General features: G+C 57.2%; 21 protein-coding genes and 1 pseudogene. 13 read left to right on the plus strand and 9 right to left on the minus strand.

Annotated elements, in window-relative coordinates:
• The first annotated feature begins 5 nt into the window (after window positions 1-5).
• The gene (locus BLL36_RS28680; RefSeq protein WP_076954957.1) at window positions 6-1,466 is read left to right on the plus strand and encodes an NAD-dependent succinate-semialdehyde dehydrogenase; all 1,461 of its coding nucleotides are present in this window, start codon (window positions 6-8) and stop codon (window positions 1,464-1,466) included.
• Between the two features lie 68 nt (window positions 1,467-1,534).
• On the opposite strand, the gene hpaR is transcribed toward BLL36_RS28680, so the two are convergent.
• Window positions 1,535-1,957: a homoprotocatechuate degradation operon regulator HpaR gene (gene hpaR / locus BLL36_RS28685; RefSeq protein ID WP_076954958.1), complete on the minus strand. Its 423-nt coding sequence runs from the start codon at window positions 1,955-1,957 to the stop codon at window positions 1,535-1,537.
• A 52-nt stretch (window positions 1,958-2,009) separates the two neighbouring features.
• Between hpaR and BLL36_RS28690 the strand changes: the two are divergent.
• Window positions 2,010-2,935, plus strand: a pseudogene (locus BLL36_RS28690) (aldehyde dehydrogenase family protein); the annotation flags it as partial.
• 119 nt (window positions 2,936-3,054) lie between these two features.
• On the opposite strand, the gene BLL36_RS28695 reads toward BLL36_RS28690, so the two are convergent.
• The 6 genes from BLL36_RS28695 to BLL36_RS28720 all read right to left on the minus strand — a co-directional run bounded on the left by BLL36_RS28695 (window position 3,055) and on the right by BLL36_RS28720 (window position 7,883).
• On the minus strand, window positions 3,055-3,336 hold the full coding sequence (locus BLL36_RS28695; protein ID WP_076954959.1) for a DUF2218 domain-containing protein: 282 nt from the start codon (window positions 3,334-3,336) through the stop codon (window positions 3,055-3,057).
• Window positions 3,337-3,420: 84 nt separating this feature from the next.
• Window positions 3,421-3,969 (minus strand): VOC family protein, encoded by a 549-nt coding sequence (locus BLL36_RS28700; protein ID WP_076954960.1) that lies wholly within the window; start codon window positions 3,967-3,969, stop codon window positions 3,421-3,423.
• A 34-nt stretch (window positions 3,970-4,003) separates the two neighbouring features.
• Window positions 4,004-4,990 (minus strand): fumarylacetoacetate hydrolase family protein, encoded by a 987-nt coding sequence (locus BLL36_RS28705; RefSeq protein ID WP_076954961.1) that lies wholly within the window; start codon window positions 4,988-4,990, stop codon window positions 4,004-4,006.
• Window positions 4,991-5,064: 74 nt separating this feature from the next.
• Complete coding sequence (locus BLL36_RS28710) at window positions 5,065-5,457, minus strand: hypothetical protein (RefSeq protein ID WP_076954962.1); 393 nt, start codon at window positions 5,455-5,457, stop codon at window positions 5,065-5,067.
• A gap of 29 nt (window positions 5,458-5,486) precedes the next feature.
• Window positions 5,487-6,986, minus strand: coding sequence for an aldehyde dehydrogenase family protein (locus BLL36_RS28715; RefSeq protein ID WP_076954963.1), 1,500 nt, complete (start codon window positions 6,984-6,986; stop codon window positions 5,487-5,489).
• Between the two features lie 99 nt (window positions 6,987-7,085).
• Complete coding sequence (locus BLL36_RS28720) at window positions 7,086-7,883, minus strand: IclR family transcriptional regulator (protein WP_076954977.1); 798 nt, start codon at window positions 7,881-7,883, stop codon at window positions 7,086-7,088.
• Window positions 7,884-8,262: 379 nt separating this feature from the next.
• Here BLL36_RS28720 and BLL36_RS28725 point away from each other — a divergent pair, with 379 nt between their 5' ends.
• From BLL36_RS28725 to BLL36_RS28745, 5 genes are all read left to right on the plus strand, one after another.
• Window positions 8,263-9,633 (plus strand): aminotransferase, encoded by a 1,371-nt coding sequence (locus tag BLL36_RS28725; RefSeq protein WP_076954964.1) that lies wholly within the window; start codon window positions 8,263-8,265, stop codon window positions 9,631-9,633.
• Between the two features lie 35 nt (window positions 9,634-9,668).
• The gene (locus BLL36_RS28730) at window positions 9,669-10,793 is read left to right on the plus strand and encodes an ABC transporter ATP-binding protein (RefSeq protein ID WP_076954965.1); all 1,125 of its coding nucleotides are present in this window, start codon (window positions 9,669-9,671) and stop codon (window positions 10,791-10,793) included.
• Between the two features lie 100 nt (window positions 10,794-10,893).
• Entirely contained in the window at window positions 10,894-11,949 is a 1,056-nt protein-coding gene (locus tag BLL36_RS28735; RefSeq protein WP_076954966.1) for an ABC transporter substrate-binding protein, read from the plus strand.
• Window positions 11,950-11,967: 18 nt separating this feature from the next.
• Window positions 11,968-13,185 carry an ABC transporter permease gene (locus tag BLL36_RS28740; RefSeq protein ID WP_076954967.1) on the plus strand — a complete coding sequence of 406 codons (1,218 nt, stop codon included), beginning with the start codon at window positions 11,968-11,970 and terminating at the stop codon, window positions 13,183-13,185.
• A gap of 2 nt (window positions 13,186-13,187) precedes the next feature.
• Window positions 13,188-14,000: an ABC transporter permease gene (locus BLL36_RS28745; RefSeq protein ID WP_076954978.1), complete on the plus strand. Its 813-nt coding sequence runs from the start codon at window positions 13,188-13,190 to the stop codon at window positions 13,998-14,000.
• A 59-nt stretch (window positions 14,001-14,059) separates the two neighbouring features.
• Here the strand turns inward: BLL36_RS28745 and BLL36_RS28750 are convergent, their stop codons facing one another.
• Both BLL36_RS28750 and BLL36_RS28755 read right to left on the minus strand, forming a co-directional pair.
• Window positions 14,060-14,812, minus strand: coding sequence for an IclR family transcriptional regulator (locus BLL36_RS28750; RefSeq protein WP_231998916.1), 753 nt, complete (start codon window positions 14,810-14,812; stop codon window positions 14,060-14,062).
• 311 nt (window positions 14,813-15,123) lie between these two features.
• Window positions 15,124-16,554, minus strand: coding sequence for an NAD-dependent succinate-semialdehyde dehydrogenase (locus tag BLL36_RS28755; RefSeq protein WP_076954969.1), 1,431 nt, complete (start codon window positions 16,552-16,554; stop codon window positions 15,124-15,126).
• 262 nt (window positions 16,555-16,816) lie between these two features.
• Here BLL36_RS28755 and BLL36_RS28760 point away from each other — a divergent pair, with 262 nt between their 5' ends.
• From BLL36_RS28760 to BLL36_RS28790, 6 genes are all read left to right on the plus strand, one after another.
• Window positions 16,817-17,209, plus strand: a complete 393-nt coding sequence (locus BLL36_RS28760) for a cupin domain-containing protein (protein ID WP_076954970.1) — start codon at window positions 16,817-16,819, stop codon at window positions 17,207-17,209.
• On the plus strand, window positions 17,206-17,976 hold the full coding sequence (locus tag BLL36_RS28765) for an HpcH/HpaI aldolase family protein (RefSeq protein ID WP_076954971.1): 771 nt from the start codon (window positions 17,206-17,208) through the stop codon (window positions 17,974-17,976). Before BLL36_RS28760 ends, BLL36_RS28765 begins: the two co-directional genes overlap by 4 nt.
• Before the next feature lie 45 nt (window positions 17,977-18,021).
• Window positions 18,022-18,954: a DUF6282 family protein gene (locus BLL36_RS28770; RefSeq protein ID WP_076954972.1), complete on the plus strand. Its 933-nt coding sequence runs from the start codon at window positions 18,022-18,024 to the stop codon at window positions 18,952-18,954.
• A gap of 25 nt (window positions 18,955-18,979) precedes the next feature.
• Complete coding sequence (locus tag BLL36_RS28775) at window positions 18,980-20,029, plus strand: beta/alpha barrel domain-containing protein (protein WP_076954973.1); 1,050 nt, start codon at window positions 18,980-18,982, stop codon at window positions 20,027-20,029.
• A gap of 609 nt (window positions 20,030-20,638) precedes the next feature.
• Window positions 20,639-21,154 (plus strand): flavin reductase family protein, encoded by a 516-nt coding sequence (locus BLL36_RS28785; protein WP_076954975.1) that lies wholly within the window; start codon window positions 20,639-20,641, stop codon window positions 21,152-21,154.
• Between the two features lie 328 nt (window positions 21,155-21,482).
• On the plus strand, window positions 21,483-21,757 hold a 275-nt coding region (locus tag BLL36_RS28790), incomplete at its 3' end, for an FAD-dependent oxidoreductase (protein ID WP_394329506.1).

Below are 21,757 nucleotides of genomic sequence, written 5' to 3' on the forward strand. Positions count from 1 at the left end.
ACACAATGAAACTTAACGATGTGCAATTGCTGCGTGAACAGGCTTATGTAAATGGCCAGTGGATCGAAGCCGATAACAATGAGCGTTTTGCCGTTACCAACCCGGCCAACGGCCAAACGATTGCCCATGTCAGCGCACTGGGCCAGGCAGAAACCGCCAGAGCGATCGCCGCGGCACAAGCAGCCCTTCCCGCCTGGCGCGCAAAGACCGCCAAAGAGCGCAGCACTATCCTGCGCAAATGGTTTGACTTGATCATGGCCAATCAGGAAGACCTTGCCCGCTTACTCAGTCTGGAGCAAGGCAAGCCATTGGCCGAGAGCCGTGGCGAAATTGCCTACGGGGCCAGTTTCATCGAGTGGTTCGCCGAGGAAGCCAAGCGCATCTACGGTGATGTGATCCCCCATGACAAGCAGGGCCGCCGCCTGGTGGTGATCAAGCAAGCCATCGGCGTGGTAGCCGCCATCACGCCCTGGAATTTTCCCAATGCCATGATTACTCGCAAAGTGGGTCCGGCATTGGCCGCTGGTTGTACGGTCGTGGTAAAGCCAGCGTCGGAAACCCCGCTGTCCGCACTAGCCTTGGCTGAGCTGGGTGAGCGTGCGGGTATCCCCGCCGGAGTTCTGAACATCGTCACCGGCAACCGTGCTCGTGAAATCGGCGCCGAGTTGACCGGCAATCCAAGTGTTCAGAAGGTCTCGTTCACGGGGTCTACCGGTATCGGCAAAACCTTGATGGCGCAATGCGCCGAGACCATCAAGAAAGTCAGCCTTGAACTGGGCGGCAACGCACCCTTTATCGTGTTCGAAGATGCCGACCTGGATGCAGCGGTCGAAGGCGCCATGGGCTCAAAGTTTCGCAATAGCGGGCAAACCTGTGTCTGCACCAATCGAATCCTGGTGCAGAACAGTGTCTACGATGAATTCACGCGACGACTGGTGGCTGCGGTCAACCAACTGAAGGTCGGCGCCGCTGACGTGGATAACGCGCAACAAGGGCCGCTGATCAATGCCAAGGCTGTGGCCAAGATCGAAGAACATATCAGTGATGCACTGGGTAAAGGTGCCACCTTGCTGGCAGGCGGCAAAACCCACGCGCTGGGTGGCAACTTCTTTGAGCCGACGGTCCTCGGCGACGTGACTCCCGCGATGCTGGTCGCGCGGGACGAAACCTTCGGTCCGTTAGCACCGGTGTTCCGTTTCGAGACCGAAGCCGAAGCGATTGCGATGGCCAACGACACCGAGTTCGGCCTGGCGTCTTACCTCTACACCCGTGATCTCGGGCGTGCGTGGCGCGTCAGCGAAGCGCTGGAGTACGGAATGGTCGGTGTAAACGAAGGATTGATCTCGACCGAAGTGGCGCCGTTTGGTGGTATCAAACAGTCGGCACTGGGACGCGAAGGTTCGAAATACGGCATCGATGATTACATCGAGCAAAAGTACATGTGCCTGGGAATCGGCCAAGCCTGAAACGTTTGCCTGACAATAACAAAACCGTCCCCAGCGCAATGCTGGGATGGGTTATGCATCACTCGTGATTAGCGCTTGAGCGTTTTCAGTTCGTTGAGCAACGTCAATAACGTCTGCAACTTCTCCTCGCCGAAGCCAGCCTGCAACCGCTGATAATTCGCTTCCATACTCTGGCTCATCGAGCTGAAGCAGGCTTCCCCCTTCTCAGCCAGCCGCACCAGTACTCGCCGTTGATCTTGTTCCGCTTTGCGACGTTCAACCATGCCCGCGGCCTCCATGCGCATCAGCACGCCGGTCATGCTCGGTTTGAGGATGCACGCCAGCTCAGCCAAGCGATTGATCTCAAGCTCATCGTGCTGGCTCAGGATACGAATGACCCGCCATTGCTGCTCGGTCAAACCGTGTTGATTCAGCGAGGGACGGAAAAAACCCATGGCGGCTTCGCGTGCATGGAGCAATGTGAGGGTCAATGATTGGCGCGGCTTGGGCATTGGCGTAGATTCTGAGTCATAATTAGTTAATAAATTAACTACATTCTAGCATTGTCGGATGATCATCGTGTGCAGCTTTACGGTCATGCAAGGAATCCTGCGAATCGCCGAACTGGCCATTGAGGCCGGCTTTCCTGCCGGTGCGCTGAACGTATTGACGGGTTGTGGTCTGGTGGGCAAAGGCCTGATCGAACACCCAGGCACGAACAAGGTTCGTTCACCGGTTCGGTGCCAACCGGTATTACCGTCGGCCGCAGTGCCATGGGTGCCGGCCTGACCCGCGCGACCCTGGAGCTGGGCGGCAAAAACTCCGCGGGTTTCCTGCGTGATGTGGATCTGGACAAGGCCGTCAACGGCATCATTGAGGCAGGCTTCCTGCATTCCGGGCAAATCTGCGCCGCAGCCGAGCGCTTCTTCGTCCATCGCTCGCAGATCGATCCGGTCATGGACAAACTGGCCCAACGCCTGAGCAAACTTAACATCGGCTCGCCATTGGATGAGCGCACCGAATTCGGCCCGGTCACCAACCGCCAGCATCAACTTAAACTTGGCGAGTTTTTCGCCAAGGCACGCGCAGAAAACAACACCATCATTCACGGTGGCAACCTGATCGACCGCCCAGGCTGCTACATCGAACCGACGGTAATCCTCGCTAACACTGTCAACGACACGTTGCTCAACGAGGAGACATTCGGCCCGATTGCGACCTTCTTCCCTTACGACACCGAAGAAGAACTGCTGGAGTTGATGAACAACACACCTTATGGCTTGAGCGCCAGCCTATGGACCAACGACCTGAGCAAGGCCCTGCGCATGGTGCCCGCCATCGAGGCCGGTACTGTGTGGGTGAACATGCACACAATGCTTGATCCGGCGGTGCCCTTTGGCGGCAACAAATCCTCCGGGGTTGGTCGAGAGTTTGGCAGCGCTTTTATTGATGATTACACCGAGCTGAAGTCGGTGATGATTCGCTACTGATAGCGGTTCATCGAGGGATAAGGCTTGATCCTGCCCCATGGGTGTACTGACCCATTTATAAGGAATAAATGAAAACGGGCGCCTATCGAGACGCCCGTTTTGTTTGTCGGTCAATAATTTCAGCGTTGCCAGCTTATGACCAGCGGATCCTCACCGGCCATGCGCTGCAAGTGATCTGCCACTACCGGTTCCAGTTCATCCAGTTGTGCCAGATCAGGAGCGTGAAGGGTGAAGAGCAATCCGTCTTCATTGATTTCCAACAGGCAACGGGACGGGTCGAAAAAGATATCGCCCTTCTTCTCGTCGAAACTGACCGCGAACTTGTGGCTCCAATGGCGGCAGAGGCGGGTCAGGCAACGGGTTGCCAGCGGTGTGCTGACCTGCGCGCGAGACATCAACATGGTCGACTCCTTAATGAACAAAGCCCCTTGCGCGCAATGGCTAAAGGGGCATAACGATGTTACGTAAGCGCCATGCGGCTGTGGCTAGTGTTTGTAGCCGTGAGCCGCGCCGAAGATCAGTTCGCGCTCCGACCAATTATGACGTTCATCCCAATGCATCAGTACTGCCTGGGCATCACGCTCGTACTCCTCGTCCATAGCCGGGGTAGCAGTATGCACACCCAATTCAAGGCGATGCCCCGAAGGGTCGAAAAAGTAGATCGACAGCAGAAAATCATCATGATTGACCGGCCCCAATACCTTGACGCCTTTGGACTCCAGATCAGCCTTGGCTTGCAGCAGAGTCTCGACATCCTTGACCCGAAAAGCGAAGTGTTGGACCCAGCCCGGAGTTTCGGGGTCGCGCCCGGAAACCGCGCCAGGGTCATTGGGCAGTTCAAAAAAGGCGATGCAGCTACCGTCCTCCATCTGGAAAAAAATATGAATATGCGGGCTGTAGGCGCCTGTTGACGGGACATGGTCCTCGCCCATCGCGTGAATGAATTTCAGACCGAGGACATTCGTATAGAACTCCACGGTTTCCTTGGCATCCTTGCAACGAAAGGCCGCGTGATGAAGACTTTTACAGAGCATGATGAACTCCCTATTCTGGGGTTGATTGTCTGGATCAGTTGATTTTGCGTTGTGCAACAACCTGATTGATGGCACCAAAAACCGAACGCCCTTTGCGGTCGAAATGTTCGATCCTAACGCGCTCGCCAAACTTCAGCAGCGAGGTCGTGGCCTGGCCAGTTTTGATGGTTTCCAAAGCGCGCCACTCGCCAATACAGCCGCAGCCAACACTGTCATCTTCATTGGAAACCGTGCCAAGCCCCACGAGACTTCCGGGTTCGAAGTCACGGGTCTGAGCCACATGGGCAATCATGTGCCCGTAGTGGAAGGGTGTATCGATGCCTGTTTCGATATCGCCAAAGAGCTTGCCGCGAACCCAGCACTTCATTTTTCCGGACACCAGCTTGCCATCCCAGAGCTCGCCCAGTTCATCGGGCGTAACGGCGATCGGGCCCAGGGTTGAAGCTGATTTACTGGTAACAAAACCAAAGGTGCGCTTGAGCTCAGCGGGGATCAGCGTGCGCAACGAAACTTCATTGAGCAGCACGAATAACCGGATGTAATCCGTCGCTTTCTCCGGCGAGACGCCCATGGGTACATCACCGGTGATCGCGGCAATTTCCGCTTCGAAGTCGATGCCCAAGCCGTCGTCAGGTAGACAGATAGGTTCATTCCAAGCCATGAAGCCATGGGAGATGCCCTGATACACGAGCGGCTTTTCCATCAGATCTGCCGGCAAGGTCTCGCCCCGCGCGGCACGATTACGCTGAATATGGCTGAGGTAGCAGGCCCCATCCAAATATTGATAACTGCGTGGCAAAGGAGCACCTAGCGCCGCCATATCAAGAGCAAAAGCACCTTCGACCAGATCGTCATTCAACGCGTCATACAACTGGCGCAACGGGGCTTCAAGCGAGTCCCAATGGTCCAGTGCAAACTGTAGCGTGGGTGCCCGATCACCGACTTTCACTGCTTGGCTCATATCGCGGCTAACCACCAACAGCTCACCATCACGACCAGATTTAAGTGATGCAAGTTTCATGATTCTCACTCCAGTCATTGGATAGGCAGCCTTGCCCCGAGCACTCGGGACAGGGATGGCTCAACTGCGTGTCCTCACCTTGGAGGGTGATCGAACAGTGCATGCAAATTGTTTGAGTTAAAGAAAGACTCTGGATGAAACAGCCCCACTTCCATCGATAACGCGAGATAGCGGCGCGCCTGCAGATCGGCAAAATGTGCCTGGAGCGTGGCGAAAATGTGTTTGCCTATCTCCTCACGTACAGCCTTCGGGCGAGCGGCATTGAGCTTGAGCACGACATGGATACCGGCGTAGTCGCCCAGGCCATCGGCAAAGCAGTAGTGCTCAATGCGCCGTGCGCGACTGCGGATTCCACCAGTGGGAAACAACTGCATTTCGATCAGTTGCCGATGAACTTTGCCGAACAAAACGTCGAGCTCGAGTTCGTTCTCCAGATTGGCGGTGTAGTCGACAATGAAATGCGGCATAGGTAATCCTCAGGTAAAACTCAGGCAGATCAGGAAATCCGAACCAGCACGGTTTTGCTTTCCAGATAACCATCCAACCCTTCACGGCCAAGATCACGGCCAAAACCTGATTGCTTGGTACCGCCCTCCGGTAACGCCGGATAAGGAAAGCCTTCGGTATTAACGGACACCTTGCCGCACTTGAGCAGAGGAACTAGCCGATGAACGCGGCTCAAGTCGCGACTCCACACACTCGCCGCCAAACCGTATGCAGTGTCATTGGCAAGCAGTGCCGCTTCTTCGAGGTCATCGAATGGCAATACGGCGAGGACCGGGCCGAAAATTTCTTGCTGCACCAGGTCATCCCCTTGCTTGATGTCGGCGAGTACCGCCGTCGCCGCAAAGAAACCCCCGCCTTGAGGCGAGCGCCCTTGGGTAACCAGGCTTGCGCCCCCCTGCACAGCTCGCTGCACGTAACCCTGCACTCTTTCGAGCTGACGAGCGTTGATTAATGGCCCCATCTGGCTACCCGCATTGAGCCCGGCTCCGAGTTGCAGACTGTCAGCCTGTCGGGCGACTCCTTCCAGGACCTGCTCATACACCCGTCGCTGCACATACAAACGCGCACCGGCGACACAGATCTGCCCGGCGTTGGTGAAAATCGCATTGGCCGCACCGCGGATAGCCTGTTCCAGATCCGCGTCATCGAACACGATGGTTGGCGATTTACCGCCCAGTTCGAGGGTGACTTTCTTCAAGCTGTCAGTGGCCAGGCGATTGATGTATTTGCCGGTCTCAGTGGATCCGGTGAAGGAAATCTTCGCTACCAGGGGATGTCGCACCAGTGCTTCGCCGGCCTCTGCACCGTAGCCCGTCACGATGTTCACCACGCCGTTTGGAAAACCGGCCTGCTGAATCAGATCAGCCAGGATCAATGCCGTCAGTGAGGCGTCCTCCGCCGGTTTCAGCACGACTGTACAACCGGCTGCCAGTGCCGGAGCAAGCTTCCAGATCGCCATCATCAACGGCACATTCCATGGCACGATGGCACCCACCACGCCCACCGCTTCGCGGGCGGTGTAGGCGAAAAACTGGCTACCGGGAAACGGCATCTTCACATCGACCGTATCACCGACGATCTTCGAAGGCCAGCCTGCCATATAGCGCAGAACACCAGCGGCGCCGCCCACGTTGATTTCGGCAAACCCCAACGGCATGCCGTTGTCGACGCTTTCGACCTGGGAAAGAAGTGCTGCGTTAGCTTCGATCAACTCGGCCAGGCGCAAGATCAGACGTTCACGATCCAGCGGTGCAAGTCCGCGCCAGGACGGATGATTGAAGGCGCGATGAGCAGCCTGCACTGCTCCGTCGATATCTGCGGCACTCCCTGCCCCAATGGCACTGATCTGACGACCACTGGAGGGGTCGAGCACCGCGATGCTGGCGGTTGGCGACTGCCATTGCCCATCAATAAAGTGACCGTGTGAGCGCTCAAGAAATAAACGAGCTGCAGGACTCAGGCGTGAATAATCATTACTGTCGATCGCCATGACTCAGGCTTCCTATTCCCCTGACGGGAGCATTGAACATGACCCCATAGTAGGAAGCGGTAGAGTATCGGCCTATACCCGTCCAAGGTGACCCCTGCATCAATTAAGGTGGGTGCTGCTGAATGAGCCCTTGTAGCCCAGATTCCAGGAGATGCGCAGCGCAGATCGGCGCAATGCCTCTATCTGGCTGTCCAGGGGTTGCCTTGGAATATGTTGCACGGTTCCGACAATGGCCAAGGTTCCAACCAACTCGTTGGCCCCATTGAATATCGGGGCAGCCAAGGCACAGATACCCCGAGTTTCCTCTTCGATGGCCACGGCATAGCCATTGAGGCGCACCTGTTGCACCTCCCCCTCAAGCGCCTTAGGATCAACCAATGTGTGTTCAGTGTGTCGTTGCAAATTCGTGCGCGATGCCCATTCGTCCATCAGGTGACGCACAAACGCCAGCGCCACTTTGCCTTGAGCATTGCAATGCAATTGCAGCTCAGTGCCCGGCCGCACGCCAATCTCCAGTGAGGCCTTGCCCAGACTGGTAGTGACAACTGTCAGGCGCCCTCCTTCCAGAACCGACAACACCACGGACAGACCAAGCTCCTCACGCAAATCGCGCATAGCATCGCCAGATGCGCTGAGCAGATCAATGCCCGATGCGGCAGCCTGACCCAACACATATGTGCGTATGCCAAGCCGGTAACGGGAAGTGGCCGGGTTCTGACTCAAATACCCCCTTTCCACCAGTGTTTTCAAATGGCGGAATACCGACCCCTTGGTCGTGGCCAATTTTACAGCCAGCTCACTGACGCCGATTTCCCCCTGAGCACCGGCAACCTGCTCCAACACATCGAGCGCCAGCTGCACGGAGCGCACCCCTCCCTTACCAATGTCGTCACTCATGTGGGCTCCCTGAAAAATAGCCATGGTGGATGCCAGCCTGATTGCCGTTAATCGTTTCGACAGGCGGTACAGCCGTTTCTTTAGTTACGCCTGTTTCTCATACCGCTCGGGCAAAATCAAGAACGCAAACGCAGGCAAGACCACCGACACACCCACCTTCGATTCATCTTTGGTCCATGCGTATCGTAAGCCTTTGATCTTGATATAAAACAAATAAAGCAGCCAAAAAACAAATCGCATCATTCCAAGCGCCAGGACCACTGAACGAAACAGTATTTTTGTGAACGAAACAAAATAGTGTTTGACGCTTATAAAAAATCCTCGTAAAAAAGAAACCACGTCACGCATACGCATACAAAAAATCACCGAGGGATACACTATGACGGCGATCGATTCACCCCTTGCGAGCAAGGACATTGCCCACCACCTCCACCCACAGACCAACCTGCGCCTGCACGAGCAGATCGGCCCTTTAGTGATAGAGCGAGGGGAAGGGATCTACGTCTTCGACACTGACGGCAATCGGTACATCGAGGGCATGTCGGGATTGTGGTGCGCAACGCTGGGGTTCAGTCAGCCGCGACTGGCCGAAGCGGCCTACGCACAGATGCTCAAGCTGCCTTATCAACAGACCTTTGCGCACCGCACCACCCAACCGGTGATCGACCTGGCCACTGCGCTGATCGAGCGAGCGCCTTCCACCTTGAGCAAAGTGATTTTCCAAAGCTCCGGCTCGGAAGCCATCGATAGCGCCATCAAACTGGTTCGCTACTACCACAACGCCATCGGCAAGCCGGGGAAAATCAAGCTGATCGCCCGCCAGCGCAGCTATCACGGCACCACGTTGGCAGCCGCCAGCCTGACCGGTCTGCCGAACATGCATAAAGGCTGGGGTGAACCGCTGGCCGATGTGATTCATGTGCGCTGCCCGCACCTTTATCGCCAGGGTCTCCCCGGTGAAAGTGAGGAGGACTTCGCCAGCCGTCTGGCCGATGAGCTTGAACAGACCATTCTCGAGGCCGGCCCCGACACCATCGGCGCGTTCTTCGCCGAGCCGGTCATGGGCACCGGTGGCGTCATCGTTCCCCCAGCGACCTATTTCGCCAAGGTCCAGGCCGTGCTGCGCAAGTACGACATTCTGCTGGTCGCCGATGAGGTGATCTGCGGATTCGGTCGCACCGGCCATTATTGGGGCTCGCAAGCCATGGGCTTGGAACCGGACATGATGACCTGCGCCAAGGGCTTGTCAGCGGCCTTCCAACCCATCTCTGCTTTACTGATCAGTAACACGATCTATCAAGTCATCGCCGACCAAAGCAACGCACTGGGCGGGTTCGGCCACGGCTACACCTACGGCGGACATCCGGTGGCTGCGGCCGTGGCGCTGGAAACCCTGGCGATGTATGACGAACTCGACATCCTGTCCAACGTCGCCGCCGTGGCGCCGCGTTTACAGGAGGGCGTTCGCGCATTCGGTGATCACCCGCTGATCGGCGAGGCGCGAGGTATTGGCTTGATGGCTGCGCTGGAATTTGTAGCTGATAAACAAACCCGTGAGCCTTTCCCTGCGCAATTGAAGGTGGCAGGACAGGTCGCCGAAGCGCTTCAACGTCGCGGTGTCCTGCTCAGGGCGCTGGGAGATTCGCTGGTCATGGCCCCTCCCCTGATCATCAACGCAACTCAGATCGAGGTCATCCTCAAAGCCGTGGCTGAATCCCTCGACGAGGTATACGCAGGGATGCAGCAATGACTGCGGTTTCAGCCATGAAAGAACGAGCCAAGCCCATGAACGCACCGTCGCCCCAACCCTCCCTTCCAGTGCAGCAAGCGTGCACACAGCCGCTGGTGCGGTTCGAAAAGGTTCACAAGACCTACGATGAACGCAGCTGGGTGGTGAATGACTTGAACCTGGAAATTGCCCAGGGTGAATTTCTGTCGCTCCTGGGGCCTAGCGGCTCAGGCAAGACCACAACGCTGATGATGCTGGCGGGATTTGACTCGCCGGATCGGGGGCAAATATTTATGGATGGCCACGATATCAGTCGGCTTCCCGCCTACAAGCGCGACATGGGTGTGGTGTTCCAGAGTTATGCGTTATTTCCGCACATGACGGTGGAACAGAACGTGGCATTCCCATTGAATCTGCGCAAAGTCTCCGCTACCGAGCGTAAACAGCGAGTCGGTGAAGCACTGGAACTGGCGCAATTGAGCGGCTTCGCGTCGCGCAGTCCGGCCCAGCTTTCCGGCGGACAGCAGCAACGTGTCGCATTGGCCAGGGCCTTGGTATATCGCCCGCGCATGCTGCTGATGGATGAACCGCTGGGCGCACTGGATAAAGCTCTGCGTGAGCGCATGCAACTGGAACTCAAGAGTATCCACCGCCAACTCGGCATCACCTTCGTCTACGTCACCCACGACCAGGACGAGGCGATGACCATGTCTGATCGTGTAGCGGTTTTCCATGACGGCAAGATTGAACAGATTGACCGACCAGAAGCCATCTACAACCGCCCAGGCAGCCGGTTTGTCGCCAACTTTCTGGGTGAGACCAACTTGCTCGACGGTGTGATAACCCACCTCGGCAACTCCAGCGCCACCATCCGCCTCAACGATGATGGTTCGATTCGCGAAGTACCGTGCAATGTCGCCCCGTTGGCCGTCGGTGACTCGGCCTCTCTGGCTATCCGTCCTGAAAACGTACGTTTGGCCAACCCCGGAGAACCCGCCTTGCAGGCGCGCCTGATCGACAGCATTTTCCACGGTGCCCATTGCAACCTGCGACTGACCATGCCCAGTGGCACACCACTGACGATGAAACTCAACCCCGGCAGCTTGAACCGCGCCCTGCCCGTTCCGGGCGAGACAGTGGCACTGGCGTTGCCTCGCGAGCATTCGTTACTTCTGCCTTGAACTGTCTGCCAATGAGAGATCGATAACAACAACCAGAATCACCGCATTTTTTCTATTGCTGCCCACAAGAACGATTAAAAACCCAGCTCTGGAGTCAATCATGGTCAACCGCAAACCGCTTCTCACCTTATCCACCGTCCTCGGAATGTTGTGTGTCGGCGCCCTTTCGAGTACCGCTCAAGCCCGCGACCTCACCGTCGTTTCCTGGGGTGGCAGCTATCAGGACGTGCAGCGGCAGATTTTTTTCGCGCCGTATGCCAAAGCGTCAAGCAACAAAGTAGTGGAAGATTCCTGGGACAGCGGCATTGGAATCCTTCGTACAAAAGCAGAGGGCCCGGACAGTGGCTGGGACGTGGTTCAGGTCGAAGGTGAAGACTTGCAGCTGGGTTGCGGCGAAGACTTGTTCCTCCCTCTGGATTTCTCCCGCATTGGCGGCAAGGACAACTACATTCCGTCAGCCGCGAGTGAGTGCGGTGTGGGCGCAGCGGTCTACAACTTCGTGCTGGGTTACGACAAGTCGAAACTCAACGGCACACCCAAGGGCTGGAGCGATTTCTTCGACCTGAAAACGTATCCGGGCAAACGCGCTCTGCGCCAGGGTCCCAAGGGCAATCTTGAGATTGCGCTGATGGCCGATGGCGTGCCGGTATCGGACGTCTACAAAGTGCTGACGACACCCGATGGCGTGAAACGCGCATTCGCCAAACTGGATCAAATCAAGGATCAGTTGCTGTTCTGGAAATCCGGTGGCCAACCGATGCAACTGCTGGCTTCTGGCGAGGTCGCCATGACCACCTCTTACAATGGTCGAGTGACCAATGCGATCAATCAGGATCACAAACCTTTTGGCCTGGTCTGGAACCAATCGCTTCAGACCATGGACAGCTGGGTGATCCTCAGAAACTCGCCTAACGCCGAAGCCGCGTATGGCCTGCTCAAGGAAATGGGCAAACCCGAGCAGCAAAAACTCTGGCCAGCGCTACAGCCTACCGGGATCACCGCGATCAAAGGCATCGCCATGGTGGACCCCAAGGTGCTGGCGGACATGCCAAGTGCGCCTCAGAACAGCCAGAACGTTTTGACGATAGACGACAAATTCTGGGTGGAACGCGTCGATGAGCTCAGCGCCAAGTGGACCGCCTGGTCTGCCAAGTAATCATCCTGAGGCCCTGAAATGACCATGATCGCTCTTCCACTGCCCGTAGCCGCCCGCAAGAATTATCGGGCGCTATGGCGGGCCTACGCCCTGATGGCGCCGCTGGTGCTGTTCTTGCTGATTACCTTTGTCGGGCCGATTGCCACGCTGTTATGGCGTGGCGTGGCGGACACCGAACTGCCCGACGCGCTGCCCCAAACCGCACTCGCGCTCAAACAGTGGGACGGGCGATCAGCCCCTGATGAACGTCTGCTGCAGCCGTTCGCTCAGGACCTGCGAGCGGTCTCTTCCAAAGACCTGGCCGCTGTTGCCCGGCGGCTGTCTTACGAAGCTCCGCAGATGCGCGCCATGCTCACCGCTGCCAAGCGTTCAGTTGATAGCCTGGACGGTTCAGCGCAGGCGTTTGCCACCCTGGACCCACGCTGGCTGACGAAAGAAACCTGGCAAACCTTCAAGCGCGCCACTGGCCCCGCTGGAAGTTTCCATGTGCTTTCAGCCCTGGACCTCAAGCACGATTACAACGAAGGGATCGTCAGCAAAGGAGAGGAAGGTTTGTATCGATCGATCCTGCTGCGTACTTTTGCCATCGCCGCGGCCACTACGGTGATTTGCGTATTGCTGGCGTTTCCACTGTGCAGCTTTCTCGATCGACGCACTCCGCGCACTCGTAACCTGCTTCTGCTGCTTCTGCTGCTGATCCTGCTGCCGTTCTGGACCTCGATTCTGGTGCGCACCACTGCATGGATGGTGTTGCTCCAGGACAATGGCGTGGTCAACACCACCCTGATGTATCTGGGAATAATCGATGCGCCGATGCGCCTTTTGTACAACCGTTTCGGCGTGATTCTGGCACTGGTGCACGTCATGTTGCCGTTCATGGTTTTTCCGCTGCTGTCGGCCATGCAGTCGAGCAATAAACTGCTGATTCAAGCAGCCTATTCGATGGGCGCGCGCCCGGTGTTCACCTTCTTTCGAGTCTACCTGCCTCAGGTCTTGCCGGGCCTTGCTGCCGGTGCCTTGATGGTATTCATCGTCACCCTGGGTTTCTACATCACCCCAGCCCTGATCGGCGGACCGGGTGACCAGATGATCAGTTACTACATCGCTCAATTCACCACGGGCACCTTGAACTGGGGTCTGGCTTCCGCACTGGGAATTATCCTGTTAGCGGTCACCACCCTGCTCTACCTGATTCAGGCCCGACTCGCTCGTGGCCGCTCCCAGGGGACACACTGATGATTAAGAATCCCAACGCAGGACCGATGAGTTTTCTGGGCTTTTTCAGCCTGTCTCTGAGCGGCTGGCTGGTGCTGGCATTTCTGGTGCTGCCGATCCTGATCGTATTGCCTTTGTCGTTCAGTGACAGTCGTTACATGTCGTTGCCGATCAACAGCCTGACCTTGCACTGGTATCAGGACTTTTTCGGCTCGACACAATGGCTCGGCGCGCTGTTCAACAGCTTTTCCATCGCCATTCTCAGCACCGTCTGCGCCGTGGTGCTCGGTGGCTTGGCGGCCCTCGGCTTGAGCCATGAGCGCTTGCCCGGGCGGCGCTTCATCGAAGTCCTGCTGATTGCACCGATGATCGTTCCGGCGGTCATTGTCGGCGTCGGCATGTACTTTGTGTTCTCCAGTCTGGGCCTGACCCGCACCTTCGGCGGTCTGGTGCTGGCCCACACCACCCTGGCGGTTCCCTTTGTGGTAATCAATGTCGGTTCGGCCCTCAGCGGGCTGAATCAACGCCTGCTCTGGGCGGCCGCGAGTATGGGCGCAACGCCCTGGATCTGCCTGCGCAAAGTGACGCTTCCTCTGATTGCGCCGGGACTGATTTCAGGCGGGTTGTTTGCCTTCGCCACCTCGCTGGATGAGGTGGTGGTCACCATATTTCTCGCCGGCCCCGATCAACGCACCCTGCCCCGGGAAATGTTCACCACCGCCCGAGAATCCCTCAGCCCGGTGTTGCTGGCGGCCGCGACGATTATGGTGCTGTTTGCCACCGTCCTTCTGGTGCTGTCGCGGCATCTGACCCACCGCAAGGAAAATGCCGTCTGAGCAAAAAATCCAGTCGTAAAAAAACCGCTTCAGGAGAGCGGTTTTTAATGCGGATGATTTCAGCGTGGCGACTTCCTGTTGTAAGTCGCAGCGTGCAATCGCTCGCTGATTTCGGCGGCCGCCGCTTGCAGCTCCTTGAGCATGTTGGCCGGCGGTGGCACTGGAATCGCCGAGCTGGGCCCTACAATGCCGATGGTGCCGACGATTACGTCGTTCTCGCGAAACAGTGGGCAGCACAACGCATTGATACCGACCGTGATTTCGCCATCGGCGTCGTCATAAAGACGCTCGCGAATCAGCGCCAGACGTTGTGCCAGCTCTTCGGGGTCGCACATGGTTTTGTCAGTCAAGCGTGGCATCTTGCGCCGCATCACCCGTTGCTGGGTCGCCGCATCGGCGAACGCCAATACCGTGCGTCCTTGGGCCGAGCAGTAAGGCAGAACCCGATTGCCCGGCTTGACCGAAATACAGACATTGGCCTTGGACTCGACACAGGAGACCACCAGCGCGGAGTCATGGGTGGCCACCGAGAGCAGCGCACTTTGGCCAGTGTTGTCACGAATCCGCGTCAGGTAAGGATCGGCCAGTGCGCGCAGATCAAACTGCTCGCTGGCAGCTTCGCCATAGGCGACCAGGCGCGCACCCAGCAGGTATTTTTCGGTGCTCGGGTCCTGCTCGAGAATGCCCAGCTGCCGCATCGAAGCCAGATGGCGATAGGTGCGTGGCTTGGCGGTTTGCATCAGCTGTGCCAGCTCGGTGACTCCCAATGGACGCCGGGCAGCTGTCAGTTCATCCAGCAATCGGAAAACCATTTCGACCGACTCCAACAAAACCGGTCCAGTGGCAGTCGCCTCTTTCAGGTCCTTGTCTTCTGCTTTCACTGCTCACCTCTGTGGTTCTGAACCTTGATTACGGCTGGTTGCGTTTCGCTATTCTTACCTATCGTATCGCTTAAAGAAACACTAAAACACATAACGAGCTTCACCCGGGCAACCTTTCTTTCATTAGAAAGCGGTGGCTCGGGTGAAGACATCTACAGTCTGACCACGATCAATACCCCGCCTGAGGTGATCAGGTTTTCAGCGGCCTGACGATACTCGCGGCGGGTTCGGTCAATTGAGGATCAGCCAACCTGACTGACGAACTTGGTGGTCAGGTAAGCGTCCAGTCCCTCACTGCCACCTTCGCTGCCGTAGCCACTGTCCTTGATACCGCCGAACGGGGTTTCCGGTGCCGCGATGCCAAAGTGATTGATCGAAACCATGCCGCTTTGCAGCTCATCCGCCAGCAAGATGGCACGCTGAATCGAGCGGGTGAAAGCAAACGCCGCCAGACCAAACGGCAGCGCGTTGGCCTTGCCAATCACCTCCTCCAGATCATCAAAGGCGACGATGGATGCAATCGGGCCAAAGGGTTCTTCGTGCATCACCCGCGCGCTGTCCGGCACGTCCGCCAGTACGGTTGGCGGGAAGAAGAAGCCCGGTTGCGCAGTGTTCTGTCCACCCACGGCCAAGGTCGCCCCAACGGCCAATGCGTCATCGACATAGGCCTGCATCGCCGCGACCCGGCGAGGATTGGCCAATGGCCCCATCTGTGTATCGGCGGCGTCACCAGCACCCACCTTTAATGCTGCGCCGGCCTTGCTGAACGCGCTGACAAATTGCTGATAGATCCCGCGCTGAACAAAAAAGCGCGTGGGCGATGCGCAGATCTGCCCAGCGTTGCGAAACTTCAAACTCGCACCCAACGCTGCGACTGCCTCGACATCCACGTCATCGCAGACAATGAACGGCGCATGACCGCCCAGCTCCAGCGTGCAGCGTTTGAGGTGTTGCCCGGCCAATGCCCCCAGTGCCCTGCCGACCGGTACTGAACCGGTGAAGGAAATCTTGCGGATCACCTCCGAGCGGATCAGGTAGTCAGAGATCTCTGCCGGAACGCCAAACACCAGATTAAGCACGCCGGGCGGTACACCGGCGTCCTGGAATGCACGGCACAACTCGATGCAGGAAGAAGGTGTTTCTTCCGGCCCCTTGGCAATGATCGAACAGCCTGCCGCCAAGGCACCGGCGATTTTGCGTACCAACTGGCTAACCGGAAAATTCCACGGGCTGAATGCCGCGACCGGGCCAATAGGCTCGCGCAACACCATCTGCCGAGCTCCACGTGCACGAGGCGGAATCACTCGACCATAAGCCCGTCTGCCTTCTTCAGCATACCAATCGATATGGTCACCGGCACCAAAGGCTTCCATGCGCGCCTCGGCCAGCGGCTTGCCCTGCTCCAGGGTGATCAGTTCGGCAATCGCATCCGAGCGCTCACGCACCAGATCAGCGGCACGACGCAGAATTTTCGAACGGTCATACGCCGACGTCTTACGCCAGACCTCAAACCCCTTGGCAGCTGCAACCAAGGCTCGATCCAGATCAGCGTGGCTGGCAAAACCCAGATCGGCGATGTGTTCGCCAGTGGCGGGATTGAAGACCGCCCCCTGTTGCTCATGACTGCCTCGGGACCAGTGACCGTCAATCAGGATGGATTCGATAACACGCATTGTGATTCCTCGCGATACTGAAGAGGTTTCTGCACTATTCCTCTGTGCGAAACATTGTTTTTCTGTTAGACACAATCCTAGGGCCGGAATTTCTCCTCTGTCAAGTCATTATGTGCCGTAAAAAGTTCTGCCAAGAGGAGTTGACGGCACGCATTCGGCGGGAGTAGCTTTTATCTACAAAAGAAACTATGTTCTTTACAGCGAAACACATAAAACAATCAAGACAGACCCTTCACTGTCTCGGCAACTGAGGATTTCCACAATGAACCTGGCCCAGGCCCTGCTGCACAATTGGAACGACCTGCCCCGTGAAACCGTACGTAAAGGCGTAGAACGCGTCGGCTTCCGGGGCGATGCCACCATCTGCGTGATGAACTGGCTGACCCCGGGCATGGACGTTTTCCCCCACAGCCACACCTTCGAACAACTGGTGATCATCGTACAGGGGCGCGTGCGCTTTCATTTAGGTGACGAGGTGGTTGAAGGCGGGCCAGGCAGCATGTTGCGCATCCCGCCGCATGTGGTGCATTACGCCGAGCCGTTGGGGGATGAAGTGGTGATGAACCTTGATGTGTTCTCCCCCCTGCGCGAGGACTACCAGCATCTAGTGGAATATCAGGCCAACGAGTTCGCCATCGCGAAGAGCGCGTCATGAGCAGCCTAACCTTGCGCCAGCGGCTGCTGGCGGGCGAACGGCTGTTGAGCAGCTTTATCAAGACACCCGCCCACGCCTCGATTGAGATCGCCGGGATCGCTGGGTTGGATGCCGTGGTGCTGGACGCCGAGCATGCCGGTTTCTCCAGCACCAGCCTGGATATTGGCCTGCTGGCTTGCCAGGCGGCCGCCATCCCCGGTCTGGTCCGCGTAGCCGACAACCGGCCAGCGACTCTGCTCCAGGCTCTGGATCTCGGTGCCGCCGGCCTGGTCCTACCGCATGTCACCAGCGCCGCCCAAGCCCACGACATTGTTGCCGCAACCCGCTACCGGGAAGGTCACCGTGGCTTTTCCAACTCACCGCGCGCGGGAGGTTATGGACTCATGGCGCTGGCCCGGCACATTGATTTCCACGATGGCCGTGCGGCGGTGATTTGCCAGATCGAGGATGCCGCCGCCCTCGATCATCTGGACGCCATTGCCAACGTTGACGGCGTCGATTGCTTGTTCGTCGGTCGGGCTGACCTAGCGGTGTCGCTGCGCCATTTTGATCTCAATCATGAGGTTGTCGAGCAAGCCGTGATCCAGACCTTGCAGGCTGCCCGCCGAGCTGGCAAGGCCGCCGGACTTTTCGTTGCGCACATCAACGATGTCGAACGCTACGCCGCCCATGGCGCGGCCTTTTTTATCGTCGGCTCGGATCAAGCCGTCCTGCGCAAGGGGTGGTCGGAGCAAGTCGAACGCTTCCACAACGCCGCGTCGCGCTGATGTGAACCCATTCCACAAGAACAATGCCCAACAAAGGTGCCCGTGATGAACGCCAAAGCCCAAACCTCCTCCTCTGTAGATCGTGAAGCCCAGATTGACAGCCTGGTACGCGGCGCGATCGACCTGCACTGCCACAGCGGCCCTTCGGTCATGCCCCGCTACTGCGACCATATCGAAGCCATGCAGGAAGCGTCCGAAGCCGGTCTGAAAGCGGTCCTGCTCAAGGATCACTACTATTCCTGCACGCCGGTCACGACCCTTTTGAACAAGCATTTCTCCGAACTCAACGTGCAGATGCTGTCCGGCGTACCGCTTAACAACTCGGTGGGTGGCTTGAACATTCATGCCGTCGAGCACGGCCTGAAGCTGGGCGCGAAGCTAGTGTGGATGCCGACGTTCTCTTCGGCCAATCACATTGCCCATCATCATCAGGATGTGAAGTTCGTCGATAAATTCCCGCAGACCACCCAGCGCATGCTGCAACCGATTCCGCTCACGGTGCTCGACGACGACGGCAAGTTGCGCGAAGAAGTCAAAGGCATCCTCGACCTGATTGCCGCTGAAGATGTCGTGCTTTCGGCCGGGCACCTGAACATCAGGGAAATCTGGCCGCTGTTCGAAGAGGCGCGCAAACGCGGGGTCAAGCGCCTGCTGGTGAACCATCCGACCTACGTGGTCGATGCCACCCTCGATGACATGCGCCAACTCGCCAGTGAAGGCGTGTACATGGAGCATTCGATGTGCATGTGGGTACCGGGTTCGAAGTTCAAATTCTACGACGGTGAATTCCTCGCGCAGGTCATCGAAGCCGGCACCGTGGACCTGACCATTCTCGGCTCGGACCTCGGCCAGCAAGGCAACCCGACCATCGTCGACGGCTTCCGCAACGTGATCGGAACCGTCCTTGACCTGGGTTACAGCGAGGACGATGTGCGCAAGATGACCTCACTCAATGCCGCGCGCCTGATGAACATCTGACCGGGTCAACAATCGAGGCAACACCATGAGCCGTCTGACGACGCACATTGGGTCTTTGACCCTGAAAAACCCGGTGATCTGCGGTGCCGGTGAACAGACCATGAACAGCGCGTCCATCAAAAAGGCCCTGGCGACAGGTGCTGGCGCAGTGGTCGCCAAATCAACCAACGAGTCAGTGGCCGCCAAGCAGCAGTTGGACAAAACCGACTATGCCCTGCTCGACGCCCAATGGAACCGACTGCCGTGGGATTTCAATCCACCGGCCGACGCCAGTTTGTTCGGACGCTCCGGGCTGGTGCAACGAGACTTCGAGGGTTGGATCGATGAGCTGGCCGTGCTGGATCGCCAGGCCAGCAGTCAGGACGCCTATGTCATTCCGAGTCTGATCCTCAGCGACCTTGAGCAGTGCGCGAGCTTCGCAGAACAGATCGAGCAAGCCGGCTTGCGTGTGTTGGAACTCAACATCGGCGCGCCCCACGGCGAAGAAGCGGCCAAAGGCGCCATCGTGCTAGAGCGCGGTACCGACCGGATCGAAAAGATCGTGCGCAGGCTTCGCCAGGCGACGACTTTGCCGCTGTGGATCAAGCTGACCGGGCAAAGCGAAGACGTTGTCGGCATGGCCGAAGCCGCCCGCCGGGGCGGCGCCGACAGCGTGGTGATGATGGGACGTTTCATGGGCTTTCTGCCCGATCTGGAAACCGAGCGGCCACTGCTTGGCACGTCGGCGGCGATTGGCGGAAGTTGGGCCCTGCCCCTGACCGCACGCTGGTTGATGCTCACCCGCAAGAAGCTCGGGCCGGACTTCCCGCTGATTGCCACCAACGGTGCACGCAACGGACTGGATGTTGCACGTTTCCTCTTGGCCGGCGCCTGTGCAACAGAAATGACCTCCGCCGTTTTCACCGGAGGCTACCCCGTATTGGGAAGAGCCATCGACGAACTCGACCGCTATCTGGTCGCTCGCGGTCGCACCGTCAATGAGTTGCTGGGACTGGCGGCGGATCATGTCCAGACCTATCAGGAGCAAATCAGCCGTCAGGACTACTGGCAGGCCTTTGCTCCGGACACCGACTGAACCGCACCAGAACGAGGACCGACGACATGGACAACATCGACTCGAGTACGCCGCGCTGGCAACGGATTACACCAGAGGCTGCCCGGCGGCTATCAGGTACGGTGACCACCGACCGTATCTGTCGGCATGTCTCGCCCAAAGGACGAAGGTTGTCCAGACTGCGGCGTATCGGTCGTGAAATCGTTGAGTCGTGGCGACTGATGCTGGTCTGAACAGTGATGTATAGCCTGAGACTTCAGTGCTGCCCCATCACGTCCCAAGAAAAGAAGACAGAAGCAATATCTCCTCCCTTCATCCTTCTCGCCCCATGCCAGTTATCCGCATCAGCCGTGTTCCTCCTAGTTGAACGCAGATCTGGCATCGGGTGCTCGCCAACGCTCCTTCAAGATTCATGCTTCGAACAAGTCTTTGTAGATTCCGTCATCGTCAAAGCCTTCCAGCATGCAGCTATGGCCCCTGCCCTAAAAATTCAACGAAACGCTCGGTCAAACACATCGTCGGCGACTGCCATCTCATAGTTTAAAACCCATAAAAAGCTGTCACACAAGGGGGGTAGTTATCCTTCCTTCAAATAAATGTAAGGTGGGGTTTAAAGCCACGACTTACCCAATGGCTTACAAAAACAAGAGAGAGGAATCAATCGTGGAAGACTTTAAGCTTGCTTTACAGCGCCTGGCGAAAGCGGTGGCTGTTATTACAACTGCAGACAAACATGGTCGCTACGCAATGTCCGCCACTGCCGTGAGCGAACTGTCCATGGACCCTCCCTCTATGTTGATTTGTGTCAACAAATCCGCCTCGCTGTATCCCGTACTCGAAAGTGGTGCACCTTTCATTATCAATATTCTGCACCATCAGCAAACTGACATTTCAATAGCCTGTTCGGGTAAGGTCAAAGGTGAGGCTCGGTTTCAAGTCGGAAACTGGATTGAGACAGCCTCGGGCGTTCACCGCTTGAGTGGAGCGCAGGCATCTATTATTTGCCAAAACGTTAAAACCATCGAATTCGGTACACACGCTATTTTTATCGGAGAGGTCAAAGAAGTCTTTATCGAAAGCACTCCAGACCCGCTGGTCTATGTGGATCGTCGTTACGGCAAGGTAGAGGATGCCAAACTCGCTTAAATCACCTGACCATCAGAGTGAGGCGGGCGAGGTGTTTTCCGATCTTATTTGAACGCATCTTAGTTTGACGCGCAGACAATGTCAGCACGCTATTAATTCAGTTCAACTTCTAAACTGCATTTCATGGAAAGCACCGCAAGGTATCCGCACAACAAAAGTAAAACTTAATAGTCATGAGTTCCCCTACAGCACAGCCTCCCTCTTGTCAGGGGTCGCTCTCTGTTCAATCAGCAGCGTCTGGTGAGCTTTCATTCGCCGCATGTCGAAACGCCTACAGCGCTAATAAAAGCTGAAATAGACTACCGCCCAACTTTAAAGTGAGAGAACCATGCAAGAAACGCATAAAAGTATGAAAGACGTGTCCTTTTGGTTCGCAGAGCTTATCGAAAAAAACGATATCGCCTGGCCTAAAATGTTGCATCAAACAATAGATATTCATGCCGATGTCTGCATCGTTGGCGCCGGTTATAGCGGACTATGGACCGCCTATGAATTGCTGTCCGCATCGCCCGAGTTGAACGTGGTGATCATCGACGCTAAATACCCGGGCTATGGCGCCTCCGGACGAAATGGCGGCGCCGTCATCCCTCGCATCAACGGCTC

The organism is Pseudomonas cedrina subsp. cedrina, from assembly GCF_001983175.1.
Lineage (GTDB): Bacteria > Pseudomonadota > Gammaproteobacteria > Pseudomonadales > Pseudomonadaceae > Aquipseudomonas > Aquipseudomonas cedrina.